The sequence below is a fragment of the Psychromonas arctica genome (assembly GCF_036697365.1).
Classification (GTDB): Bacteria; Pseudomonadota; Gammaproteobacteria; order Enterobacterales; family Psychromonadaceae; genus Psychromonas; species Psychromonas arctica_A.
In genome coordinates this window covers 1-12,871 of record NZ_JBAHZA010000011.1, presented here as the reverse complement: position 1 = coordinate 12,871, position 12,871 = coordinate 1, and the positions used below count along the sequence as shown (strand labels likewise).

The window sequence follows — 12,871 nt, the reverse complement described above, 5'->3', positions numbered from 1 at the left end:
TTATCAACACCAACCATTGGGAGGCCAAATAATGACTCTTTGGCTATCTACTGGTATTTTATTTGTATTTGCAGCAATTGCTTTTATCCTATATCGCTGGGGTAATATGCAATGTATCGGTGTAACACCAGTACGCAAATTCACTTTCATCGCGATCTTATTTACATCGGGTTTAGATGTTGGTCTGATCATGTTCCCGCTTACCGAGTTTGCTGGTTATGCTGATTTAGCAACGAGCCCTGAATATGGCTTCACCAACCCTTTATCTATTGAATTTGGTTTCTGGGCTTTCTTAATTTGGGCATTTTACTTTGTAACTTGTTTTTACTTTTGTGTCATTGAACCAAGAGTGAAGTTCTTCGAAGTACCGCTGATTAAATTTATCAACAATGTAGTAATTATCGGAACCTGTGCTTTTACAGCTTATTTACTATTGACCAACCTACCTTGGTATTTACCAGGCATAGGTGATGGTGAAACGATTGTCGGTAGTTTCTATTTAATCGTATTCCTAGCAATTGCAACTGCCGTTTATTCAAGTACAAGTATTCGTTACGTTCGAATCTTGAGTTTAGGTAGTAGTTGGTTATTTTTTGCGTTGATTATTATAATGTGGGCTGGCGCATTCTTATCTGATAATTCAAGTGTCGGTGAATTCTTTACGACGTTTGGCTTGTTAGGTGACTATTTTGCAAACTTGCACCATTTTGTATTACCGCTAAATGATTACCATGAGTTTTATCTTTACTGGTGGTTCGCTTGGAGCATCATGATTGGTCAATTCACTTCCCGTTTTGTTAGTGGCATGAAAACATACCAAGTATTAGGTGCGATGATGATCTTCCCATCAATCCCAATCGCCATCTGGTTTACTGTTCTTTACTACTACAGTGCAAATAGTATCCCTACAGCAGGTTTCTACAACCTTGCTATGGTTATTGTTGGCATAACGTTTGTGATTAACTCATTAGATTCACTAGTACGCCTATACACTGATAACTTAAACTTAACGGTACAACGTTTTGGTAAAGTTCCTTATATCATTGGTAACATTGCTTTATTAAGTGGTTTAACATTATTGTTCAAATTAAACTTCTTACAAATTCAATGGGTTGGTGCACTAGCAATCGGCTTAATACTAGGTTGTTTTGGTTACATGCTATTAACTCATTACCGTAAAGTAGCCGATATTAAACGCTCTCCTAAAGAGAATAAAATCGACTTTACTAAAATAGAATTAATGGATTAACGCATTACTTCAGTGAAGCACATGATGTAATACCAATTACGTTAAATAAGTGTTCTAAATTTTGCGCAGAGAAAATGGCTGAGTTCAGGAGTAATTTAAGCTAAATAATTATTCTATTTGCGTAAATTACAACGAAGCAATAAGTTATTTTAACAAGTAAAATAGATCAGTTAATTGTCCTGATTGGTATAATAATAAAAAGCAGAATAACGACACCAGTTATTCTGCTTTTTTTATGATTTTGCGCATGAGTCTTTATTTAATTTTTGTTATGCTACGCAAAAAATTGAGTGAGCATTATGGAAAAGCAAGAGCAGTTATTAATTTCATTACGAAGAGTGATCAGAGCTATCAGTATGCACTCTCGTCAACTAAATAAAGAATCTGGATTAACTGGACCTCAGTTATTAGTGATGCGAAAAATTGATCAGCTTGATGCGCCACTTGCCAAACAAATCGCTCAAGAAATTACACTCAGTGCCGCGACTGTAACGACTATTTTAGATCGACTGGAAAGTCGTGACTTAATCATTAGAACTCGTAGTAAAACCGACAAACGTAAAGTCCATTTGTCACTTAGTGAAGCCGGGAAAGCTGTGTTAAGTTCCTCACCACAACCATTACAAGAGCATTTCCTAAAACGCTATCAAAATTTAGAAGAATGGGAACAAAGCCAATTACTTTCTGCTGTTGAGCGCATTGCGTCGATGATGGATGCAACTGAGTTAGATGCAGCTCCCGTATTATTGGTAGGTAAAATTCAAGGTGATGAATCTTAATTGTTTTATTTTGGCTTTTTTACCGAGTAGAGCGTACCAGCTCAACCTTTAATTTATCTTCACAAAATCTATTTTAAAGTAACAGTCCACTTCTTTTTTACTATTGAACAAGAGGCCTTAGGTACTGCAGAGTCAATTGTAAAGACAAAGCCCAGATTCACGATTTTCCAACTTTCCAAAAGACTAGTTTGAGAAGTTACCAAGCCTTACGCTATGAGACGCTAATTAAAATATCAATACTGTAGCTGCTTTTTTAACGCTTTAATGCGTAAAAGGCTGTTGAAAAATACAATTTCACTAAGCCAAAGTAAGCTAAATAAAAACCGAGTTATTGTTAAGCTATGCTCTTCTCAATATTTTTTTTCAACAAGTATCGATGCTTATTTGATTAGATTAAGTTGAACGGCATAAAACACTGAGTTATAAGAATATAGATTAAATAATATCAATTTTATTTTTATGTATTGGTTAAACAGGTTTTTATAGCGGTTATAAACTTATGCTCTAAATCAAAGCAATATTACAAGTGTAATCTCACCATTTATCTGAAATAAAGCATGGTAAATACCTTTACCCCACCTAATCAAAAATGTGAACTGTCGCTTATAACACAAAGACAGTTCAACAGTATTCGTTACGAACGAAGCGCAATTAAAGTTTGATAGAATGGAATAGCTAAGTCTGCATATAGAGTAGCAAGTGCTTCTCCAGTTGGGTTCTTCCAGTCTCTTTGAAGTTCAGCTGTTACGCCAACGGTTGAATTCATTGTCACACCAGCAGCTGACATACGCGCAATTGAAGTTGCTTGAGCTGCGTTGTTCCATGTCCCAGATGCGTCAATAACAGCATGAACATTATAGCCACGATCAACTGCACTTAATGCAGCAAAGGTTAAGCAAACATCCGTCGATATCCCTGCTATGATAAGGTTTTTACGGCCAGTTGCATGTACTGCATCAGCAAATTCAGCATAATCAAAAGCATCAATTTCGCCAGTACGCTGAATAACTTTTACACTAGGTAATTCATTTGTGACTTGTGGAATTAATGGGCCATTTGGACCATCTTCAGCTGAAGTTGTTAATAAAACAGGCATATCAAACATTTTAGCCGTTCTAGCTAGAGTTGCTGCATTGCGGCGCACCATATCTTGATCTAAATCTTGAACACCAAGCAATAAACCAGTTTGATGATCGACTAATAATATTGCACTATTTTCTGGTGTGAAACGATTTTTTGGATAATGTTGTGTTGTCATGTTCCTTTTTCCTTCATTTAAGTTTTAAGTATTCTTTTTTAAGAGATCAAGAATGAACAGCTAGCTATTTTTAAAGTATGAATAATAGCGATGCTAATTAAAGCGAGTCGATAAACTCAGTTACTGAATTTGTAAGCTCTTTCTCTTTCTCAGTATTTAAAACCCCATCTACAAAATGGTCATAAAAACTCCCCAAGCTGTATGACCCTTTAATATCAGCACCCCACCATGGCATTAACTGCGTTAATGTTTGGAGGTTTGTTGCACCGCCATTAGGGCCTGGAGAAGTACTAAGTAACAATACTGGTTTTTTTGTTGCAAACATTGGGTTCTGTAAGTCTCCTAAACGAGACACCCAATCTATTAAGTTTTTAAATTCTGCAGGCATACCACCATTGTGCTCCGGTGAAGCAATAATGAAGGCATCGTATTCAGAAAATAACGCTCGGATTTTTTTAGCTGCTTCAGGGTGACCTTCACTTTCCTCTTTATCTAAACTAAAAAATGGCATTGGATAATCTCGAATGTCTAACATTGCAACGTTATGCCCTTCAATTTTGCTCGATGCTAACTCTAATAACGTTCTATTGATTGAATTTGCACTGTTACTTGCTGAAATGGTTAGTATTTTTTTCATGTTTTAAATTCCTATATATTAGTGGTGTTAATCACTTAACTGGGACCAACACCTGTCTTATTTAAAGTTGGGTTAAAGGGCTATATCTTGTGACTATTGACGTTATAAAGCTTTATTTAAATAAATGAGGGTTAAGTAGACTTGCTGGGTAGATGCGGTGAAATTTAAATTCACGTCACGTACTAAATCACCGTCTTTTACTTCAACATCATTTAAAATGCCTTTACCGCCTGTGATGTAAGCGATGAATTCACCTTGCTGGGTAATAGTCGTATTTTTGCTGAGCAAACCTACTTCAATAATAGTTTGGCTATCCAAGGTTTCGCTCTGTGATTTATTACCACCGTAAACCCTTATCATTTGTTCTTTTTTGAGATCATAAAACTTGTAGCTTGCAGGCTCACCCGCAGCTTCAGGTAACACCCATAATTGCAACATTCTATTTTCTTTGTTTTCAGGGTTAATTTCATTATGAACAAAACCTTCCCCTCCAGCGCGTTGTGCTTGCACTTGTTCTGCATGCATTGCCTTGCCATTTTCCATAGAGCCTTTATGCTCTATACTTCCTTCAACCATAATTGAAATGACATCTAATTCTTTATGCGGATGCATACCTGTTTGACCATTAGGTAGAAATTGAGCATCGGCTAAGTAAATAAAATTACCAAGCCCATTCCATGTGTTGTTTTGTCCGCCAATTTTGTTATCAACGATTAAGCGAGTTTCTTTTAATCCTGCAAAACCACCTCGGTGTAATGAATCTTTACTTAATAACTGCATCTTCATTTCCTATTTAACGATTAATTGATAATGAAATAGCTTAATATTTCATTTTTTCGAACTATGAAACTATTGTATATTTATATTTGTTAATTAAAATCGAGTTATACTGATAAGTATGTTCGAATAGACTGAACAATTTTATTGATGAGGTGAAGTAGTGAGACTATCTTTAGAAGCTTGTGAAGTATTAGATGCAATAGATAAAAAAGGCAGCTTTGCGGCAGCTGCAGCAGCTTTATATCGTGTTCCTTCAACTGTGACATATACCATACAAAAATTAGAAGAAGATTTAGGTATTATGATCTATCGACGGGAAGGTCGCAGATCTGTGCTAACACCTGCGGGTAAAGTATTACTCGAACAAGGTCGAGAGTTATTAAAAGCCGCTCAAAATATTGTAGAAACGGCAAAGCAAGTGGATAGCGGGTGGGAGTCACAGATCACTATAGCAATCGATACCATTTATGATATCGACAAGTTATACGACGTTGTTGAAGCATTTTATCAATTACAAACAGGTGTGGAAGTTAATATCATAGAAGAGGTATTAGCTGGAAGCTGGGAAGCTATTGTAGAAAATAGAGCTGACTTAGTTATCGGTGGACCTTCCCCAGAAATAAATACTCAAGGTATTGCATTTGAGAAAATTGGGGTAGCTGAATGGCAATTTGTTGTCGCTAAAAACCACCCTTTAAGCCAAATTCAACTTCCCCTGTCAGAAGAAGATACAAAGCCATTCCATTCAATTATGATCAAAGACTCCTCAAAAAAATCACCTTCTATGACACATAGAATATTCGAAAAACAAACCGTATTACGGGTTGCGACAATGGAACAAAAGATTTCAGCTCAAGTGAAAGGCCTAGGGATCGGTTTTTTACCCACACATCGTATCCTTCATCATCTTAAAACAGGCACTTTAATTCCTCTTTCAATCACAAAAGAAGCGGCCTTAACTCCTTTATTTATGGGGTGGAGAAAAAATAATAAAGGTAGAGCAATACGATGGTTCATCGATAAACTTCGTGATTATAGGCAAGAGTAACTGATCAACTATGACTACTTTCATAGTAGCCATATACATATACGGCAATGAATTATCTAATAGCACATTATGCTATTAGATGGATGCATATTAAGATTATTGTTCGACGTTAATATCAGTCGTTACTGACATCCCAACTCTTAATTTCTTAGTCAATGGTTGATCTGCTGATAATTGAATACGAATAGGTAATCTCTGCACAATTTTTGTAAAGTTTCCTGTTGCATTATGAGGGCCAACAGCCGCATAACTTACGCCGCTCGCAGGAGCAAGGCTGTCAACGTATCCGTTTAAGAATTCACCTGGAAAGGCGTCAATTTCAATCTTCACAGGATTGCCGGGTGTTACTTTAGCCAACTGTGTTTCGCGATAGTTAGCAGTAATATAAATCTTATCTATTGGAACAATTGCAAATAAAGGCGTGTTAGACGTGATATAGGCACCTTCTCTTGCTGTTTTTTTGCCAATAACACCATCTCTCGTTGCGACTATCTGAGTATATGAAAGCGTTGATTCAGCTAAAGCTAACGAAGACTCTGCTAGCTTAAGCTGGGCATCCGCTTTATCAATTTCACTAATAAGCACATCAAGCTCTAACTTTGCTTCATCTAATAACAATTTATTTTTCTCATTAATTGCTTTTTTTACATTCAATTGTTTTCGTGCATATTGCAACTTCTGAATACTCGAGGCACCATCTTTAGCTAAATTTTCATATCGAGTGAAATCATCCTTAGCAAACTTAACATCAGCTTTACTGATATCAAGTAGCACGTCCGCAGTCTTAATCACATTTTTCTGTTTTATCAGCATTGCTTTCAATACGGCTACGTTAGCTTTCGCAGTATTCACTTTCGATGTTTCCATATCGACTGCTAATGTAAAGTCTCGGCCATCAATCGTCGCCAATAATTCGCCAGCTTTCACTGTTTGATTATCCTTAACCATTATCTTATTCAAAGTGCCTGATATCTGAGATGAAACAAATGTAATATCCGCCTGTACATAAGCATCATCTGTTGTTTGATGCGCAGCTTTAGACTCTGGCTGATTAAAGTAAATAATAATACCGACTGCAATAATCAGTAATAAGGCGATCAACATTATTTTTAATAATGTAGGTTTATTTGTTTTAGTCATGATAATTATCCGTGTAAAGGTTTAGATTGTAAGTTATTAGCAGTAGGCTCAATTTGGGGGGATGGCGCAGGTATATAAAGCATTCGCCAAACAAGAAAAATAACACCAATGGCGAAACAACCTAATAGACGATAGGTATCTGCAACCGATAATATGTGGGCTTGCTCGGCAATAATATGATCTATATTGATAACTTGAATAGCCTGTAAATTTTCATTTTGCATCGCTTTATCAAGCAACATTTGAGAGTGATAATGTCCTCGTGCTACTAATATTTGCCCAACAACGGCACTTCCAAATAATGTGCCTAAAACGCGTAAAGCATTAATAGTGCCTGAAAAGTAAGGTCCTTCCATCGGCTCAACGACGCTAGTCATTAAAAAGAGTAACGGAACCACTGTCATTGACTGGCCAAGTGCTTGTAGTAGTGTGGCAGTAATAAACTGCTGAACATGCCATTGGCCAGTTAATTGTGCACTTAAAAAACAGGCTACAGCAATTAAGGTAAGCCCCAAGCATAATACAACTCTAGCATCGACCCATTTTTGATAGAGAAAAATAGCAACAACTGACCCTAGTATTAATTGTGGTAAAGCAATATAAAGTCCAATGGGGGCAATTTGCTGTGCTTTAAACCCTTGAATCATGCCAAGATAACTAGAAGGCAATAAACTGCCAGACAATAAAATAGTGAGCAAAGCCATAAAGATAATAGAGCCTACCCACAGATTACGCCGAGAAAGTAATTGTAGTTTTATAAAAGGCGTTGGGTGATACCATTCACTTATTAAGTACACACCAAGAAAAGCAAAGCCACTTCCTAACGAAATACAAATAAGGGGAGAGTTAAACCAATCCAATCGCACACCTTGAGAAAGACTAATCCCAATGAGTATTAAAGACGACATTCCAAAGCCCATACCAAACCAATTCCCTTGTTTAAATCGCGCAGTTATAATTTTCTCTTTAGGTAAAGTCATTCCCACTAAAATAAGCGAGATAAGACACATAGGAATAATCTGCCAATAAATTAAACGCCAGTCATGCAAACTATCTGTCCAATATCCTGTGAGCCATATTGCAAGATTAGGAGCAAATGTGGCGGTTAGTGCATATAAAGCTAATCCGTGAAGACGAATACTAGGTGGTAGTGTTTTTAATGCCATCATCATTAAAATAGGGATCAAAGCCCCGCTGCTCACACCTTGGATAAACCGCAATGCGATCATAAGGTTAAGGTCTTGAATAAAAGGAAGCAGCAGAGCAATCGCGGCACTACACATCACCATGTAAAAATGAAAACGACGTACTGATAGTGTGATAGCAAACCAAGTTGCAAAAGGCATTGCGATCAACTCACCAACAGTATAAGAAGTAGAAAGCCATGATGCAGCATCCATCGCGAGACCCCATGTACCGCGTACTTCAGCTAACCCTAGACTACCCACTCGGCTATTTAATCCAGACATAATCGCCGAAATTAAAATACCAAGTAATGCTACAAGTAAATTTAATGGCATTTTTGCAGGTTGATTTTTTTGTAGATTCAATTCCAACCTCCACCTAATGCTTTATATAAATTGACTAAGCTAAGTGTTGATTGTGTTTTATTAATATTGAGTTTGGTTTCACTCACCAATACATTTCTTTGTGCCGTCAGTACTTGTAGGTAATCTGCAACACCTTCTTGGAAGTTACGCTCAGCTACATTAAATGCTTCTTTATTTTGCTCATAAGCGACAACTAACTCTGTATTTTTCTGTACCTGAGCGGCGGTGTAGGTCAACGCGTTATCGACTTCATGCCATGCCTTTAAAACAGTTTGACGGTAGAGAATTGCTGCACTTTTTTGTTTTATTTCAGTTAGTTTCAATTTTTTAGTTAGCGCTCCACCTTGAAATATAGGTAGATATACCGTCGGTCCAATAGAGAAGAATCGAGAACTCCAACTAGATAAATCTTGATACTCAAAAGCATCGACACCTATTTGTCCATTGATAGCAATACGAGGATAAAAATTAGCTTTAGCCACACCAATATCAGCAGTAGCCGCATGAAGCTCTGCCTCAGATTTTAAAATATCAGGTCTACGATGTGCTAACTCTGAAGGAACGCCTACTGGAATTTCTTTTGGCAAAGACGGTAATGGTATAGCGCCTTTCAATCTATCATCAAGTGCATGTGGTTTTTCTCCAAGCAACAAAGCAAGTGCATTCATTAACTTATTACGACGTTGTTGTAGCTGTGGCAACATCGCTTTAATTGAAGCTAATTGTGCTTTAGATGTTGATGTTTCAAAACGCGTACCAACGCCGTTACGTTCGCGGCTTTCAGTCAGTACGAGGGTATGTTTGGCAATATCTCTATTATTTCTTGTTAGCTCAAGCTCTGCTTGTACACCTCTTAGTTGTAAATAAGTTCGTGCTAGTTCAGCACTAATAGCAACATAAACGCCACGTTGCCCATACTGCGATGCAATTAACTGTGCCATTGCACTTTCATTTTCTCGGTCAAATTTCCCCCACAAATCCAACTCCCAACTCGCATCAAAACCAACTTGCCAAAAATTGTTAGCTCGAGTAGGTGCGCCTAATGCAGCAAATTTTCCATTTTCACTTAGACCATAACGAGAGTAACTGCCCCCTACACTTAATTCGGGTGATAGGTTTGACTCTGTGACCCCAAGTATTGCTCTACTTTCTGCAATACGGCTCATGGCTAATTGTAAATCTAAGTTTTTTTTCTCTAACTCTTTCTCCAATAACGTTAATAAAGGATCTTCAAATAACGTCCACCAATCGGATTTTATTGGTGTTGATACAATTAATAAGTCTTCTGCTTGTTGCAGAGAGCTCGTAGACCACTTTGATATTTTTACTTCATTATCAGGCTCAGAATAATCAGGGCCTACGCTACAACCACTAAGTAATAATAGAGCAACACTGAATAAAACCATTTTTCCTGTGAGCTGTAGTACCTGTTTTATAAGGTGATAAAAGGACATAAATTTACCTGTAAAGAATATTATAACCAAAACCACCAACTGTACCGAACCGACCGGTACAGCTGGTGGTTAAAAAAATGGACTAACCTCATTAACTGAAATTAAATCCAAATGTATTTCAATGCTTGATTTCGAACCGAACGGTACGGTACACTAATTAAACTAAAATTGTCAACTTTCTAATCAAGGATATCTATGTCAGCCTCAAATACTATTCAAACTCCAACTTACAATACAAGGTCAAAAGCAGATATTGTATTAGATGCAGCAAGAACAGTATTTCTCAGCTACGGATTTAGTGATGCGACCACCGATATGATTCAAAAGAAAGCAGGAGTATCTAAATCAACTGTGTACGCTCACTACAAAAATAAGGAAGCCCTCTTTATCGCCGTGATTGAATCTGAATGCAAGAATTACGCAAAACAAATTAGAAAAATTCAATTTAGTCCGGGAAAATTAAAAGAGACCCTAACAGCAATGGCACATGAGTATTTAAATGTTGTGCTGTCACCGACAGCATTATCACTACACAAAATTATTATTTCAGAAGGGACTCGTTTTCCGTCTTTAGCCAATACTTTTTATAATGAAGGGCCACAGGCTATTATTTCAATCGTTTCAGAGATATTAAGTAATGCCAAGAAAAGACAAGAATTAACCTTGACCGATACAACACTAAGTGAAGCAGCAAAAGTATTTATTCATCTAGTGAGGAGTGAACCGCAACTATCTAATTTAATGCACCCTAATACGCCCCCAACAAAAGACGAGATAAATCGTTGGGTAGTTGTTAGCGTTAACTCTTTTTTATTAGCTTTTGAAAAAAATAATGCATAAAAATAATAAAAATGTTGTACTAGATGGTCAATCCACCACATCATTATTTCTACTCGCTGATTTAGGTTGGTTGAATGATTATAAGATTGGCTTACTAAGCTCCCGACCTTGTGCCATAAACACGCTTCAGAAGGTTCATATGCTAAACCTTGGTCGCTAAGTGCCATCCTAGACAAACCACGTAACCAGTGCGCTGTTTACTTACCTTGATAATCCATACGCTTTAAAGTCATATTCGCACTTGATCTATTAGCATGAAATGTTGAGTCTCGAGCCGCTGGAAAGATGTAAGGTGAAAAAGCTGCAATTAGTTTACAGTCATGTAGAAGCGATAGTATTTGTTTTGTTATACCAATTACATTAAATAATGTGATCTAATACGAATCTAAGTAAAAATATGATCTAATTGAGTTATCTATTGCGATTAAAGTGACTCAAGATGGAGCATACAAAAAGACAGATTTTAAAGTACTTGCTCGTAAACAAACTTCATTACAAATGAAAATACGTTTACTGGCTTTAGCCCATTTTCAAGATGGACATTCACGCACCCAAATTGCTCAGTTCCTTAAAGTGAGTCGAACTAGCGTTAATAAATGGGTGAGTATCTATCTAAGCGAAGGCCTCGAAGGGTTAAAAGAAAAGCCTCGTACTGGTCGTCCAGCATTTCTATCCGCTAAGCAAAAAATACAGCTTACTGAATTTATTAAAGAAAAAGCTGAAACCGATGACGGCGGAAGACTGATTGATGCTGATATACACGCTTACATTGAGCGTGAATTTAATAAAACATCTCCGATTATATTTATTACCTACTGAACAAATTAAGGTTTTCTTGGATAACCTCTCGCTCTAAACACCCTAAGCAGGATAAAGATGCTCAACAGCATTTTAAAAAATTCCAAATAAAAACGATCTTTAAGATCCCAAGGCATATTGCGTTAGTGTCTGTTGATATATGGCTTCAAGATGAAGCGAGATTTAACCAACAAAATACAACAACACGATTATGGGCAGAAAAAGGCAGTCGGCCAAGGGCAGTAAAGCAGCAAAAATTTGAGTATGCATACCTATTTGGTTCAGTCTGTGTAACGAATGGTGCTAGTGAGTCGATGGTTGTTCCATTTATTAATAAACAGATAATGAAAACACATTTGTTACCGATATCCAAAGCCTCTGTCAGTAATAGTCATGCCGTTGTTATTATGGATGGTGGAGGTTGGCATGTTGATAATATTGATGCACGCTTGGATAACGTTTCAATAATAAAACTGCCACCATACTCACCGGAACTAAATCCAATAGAGCAAGTGTAGAGCTGGTTAAGGCAACATCACCTAGCTAACCGAAGTTTTAAAGGCTATGACAATATTGTTGATGAAGTATGTAAAGCGTGGAATGACTTTATCAGTAATAGTCAAAGAGTAATAAAAATGTGTACTAGAGATTGGATGAGTTTGATCAGCTAATTATACGAAATGGTATTATGAGCGGAAGAGCTCTGCGATTCATTTTTTCAGCCTGCAGATTTTTGTGTTGGCTTTTAATTTTTATATCGTTTTTTATAAAGCAATAAACCAAAATAAAAATAAAGTTCAAAACATAACTCACTGCAGGCTGAAGCCAGCGCCCCTTAAAAGATGTTTCGTCACTGGAAGGGTAAATATAGCTAGGTTCAGATGTCGTCGAATTCCAGAAATAAAAAAACCCTGTCGACGTAAGTCAACAGGGTTCGTTTAATGAGGCGCTTGGCGATGACCTACTTTCACATGGGGAGACCCCACACTATCATCGGCGCAGCTGCGTTTCACTTCTGAGTTCGGCATGGGATCAGGTGGTACCACAGCGCTATGGCCGCCAAGCATAAATTGTAATTAGGAAAGTGACATTCTAATGTTCTTTTTCGTTGTTCTATTCAATCAGAAATATGTAAATACGCTATCACAAGCGTTTATATTTTAACGTCTTCTTTGACAATCTTGGTAAACACCAACACTACTTAGGTGTTGTATGGTTAAGCCTCACGGGTAATTAGTACAAGTTAGCTCAATACGTTACCGCACTTACACACCTTGCCTATCAACGTTGTAGTCTCCAACGGCCCTTTAGGGAACTTAAAGTTCCAGTGAGAACTCA

At 37.1% G+C, this 12,871-nt stretch carries 10 protein-coding genes, 2 rRNA genes and 1 pseudogene; 5 read left to right on the top strand and 8 right to left on the bottom strand.

What is annotated here, in order from left to right:
• Positions 1–31: 31 nt before the first annotated feature.
• Positions 32–1,249 (top strand): BCCT family transporter, encoded by a 1,218-nt coding sequence (locus V5290_RS12575; protein WP_333386243.1) that lies wholly within the window; start codon positions 32–34, stop codon positions 1,247–1,249.
• A 299-nt stretch (positions 1,250–1,548) separates the two neighbouring features.
• Complete coding sequence (locus V5290_RS12570; RefSeq protein ID WP_333386240.1) at positions 1,549–2,028, top strand: MarR family winged helix-turn-helix transcriptional regulator; 480 nt, start codon at positions 1,549–1,551, stop codon at positions 2,026–2,028.
• 634 nt (positions 2,029–2,662) lie between these two features.
• On the opposite strand, the gene V5290_RS12565 is transcribed toward V5290_RS12570, so the two are convergent.
• From V5290_RS12565 to V5290_RS12555, 3 genes are all read right to left on the bottom strand, one after another.
• Positions 2,663–3,286 carry an isochorismatase family protein gene (locus tag V5290_RS12565; RefSeq protein WP_333386237.1) on the bottom strand — a complete coding sequence of 208 codons (624 nt, stop codon included), beginning with the start codon at positions 3,284–3,286 and terminating at the stop codon, positions 2,663–2,665.
• 97 nt (positions 3,287–3,383) lie between these two features.
• Complete coding sequence (locus tag V5290_RS12560; RefSeq protein ID WP_333386234.1) at positions 3,384–3,923, bottom strand: NAD(P)H-dependent oxidoreductase; 540 nt, start codon at positions 3,921–3,923, stop codon at positions 3,384–3,386.
• 102 nt (positions 3,924–4,025) lie between these two features.
• Positions 4,026–4,703, bottom strand: coding sequence for a pirin family protein (locus tag V5290_RS12555; protein ID WP_333386231.1), 678 nt, complete (start codon positions 4,701–4,703; stop codon positions 4,026–4,028).
• A 160-nt stretch (positions 4,704–4,863) separates the two neighbouring features.
• Between V5290_RS12555 and V5290_RS12550 the strand changes: the two genes are divergently transcribed.
• On the top strand, positions 4,864–5,751 hold the full coding sequence (locus V5290_RS12550) for a LysR family transcriptional regulator (protein WP_333386228.1): 888 nt from the start codon (positions 4,864–4,866) through the stop codon (positions 5,749–5,751).
• 96 nt (positions 5,752–5,847) lie between these two features.
• Here the strand turns inward: V5290_RS12550 and V5290_RS12545 are convergent, their stop codons facing one another.
• Genes V5290_RS12545 through V5290_RS12535 form a run of 3 tightly spaced genes read right to left on the bottom strand, consistent with a single transcriptional unit; the run spans position 5,848 to position 9,895 of the window.
• Positions 5,848–6,891 carry an HlyD family secretion protein gene (locus tag V5290_RS12545; protein ID WP_333386225.1) on the bottom strand — a complete coding sequence of 348 codons (1,044 nt, stop codon included), beginning with the start codon at positions 6,889–6,891 and terminating at the stop codon, positions 5,848–5,850.
• A gap of 5 nt (positions 6,892–6,896) precedes the next feature.
• Positions 6,897–8,441 carry an MFS transporter gene (locus tag V5290_RS12540; protein ID WP_333386222.1) on the bottom strand — a complete coding sequence of 515 codons (1,545 nt, stop codon included), beginning with the start codon at positions 8,439–8,441 and terminating at the stop codon, positions 6,897–6,899.
• Positions 8,438–9,895, bottom strand: a complete 1,458-nt coding sequence (locus V5290_RS12535) for an efflux transporter outer membrane subunit (RefSeq protein ID WP_333386219.1) — start codon at positions 9,893–9,895, stop codon at positions 8,438–8,440. The genes V5290_RS12540 and V5290_RS12535 overlap by 4 nt, the downstream gene beginning before the upstream one ends.
• A 195-nt stretch (positions 9,896–10,090) precedes the next feature.
• Between V5290_RS12535 and V5290_RS12530 the strand changes: the two genes are divergently transcribed.
• Together V5290_RS12530 and V5290_RS12525 are read left to right on the top strand one after the other, a co-directional pair.
• Positions 10,091–10,735: a TetR/AcrR family transcriptional regulator gene (locus tag V5290_RS12530; RefSeq protein WP_333386216.1), complete on the top strand. Its 645-nt coding sequence runs from the start codon at positions 10,091–10,093 to the stop codon at positions 10,733–10,735.
• Between the two features lie 498 nt (positions 10,736–11,233).
• Positions 11,234–12,204 (top strand): annotated as a pseudogene (locus tag V5290_RS12525) (IS630 family transposase).
• A 277-nt stretch (positions 12,205–12,481) separates the two neighbouring features.
• Here the strand turns inward: V5290_RS12525 and rrf are convergent.
• Positions 12,482–12,597: ribosomal RNA gene (rrf, locus tag V5290_RS12520) — 5S ribosomal RNA — on the bottom strand.
• Positions 12,598–12,745: 148 nt separating this feature from the next.
• Positions 12,746–12,871: ribosomal RNA gene (locus V5290_RS12515) — 23S ribosomal RNA — on the bottom strand; the annotation flags it as partial.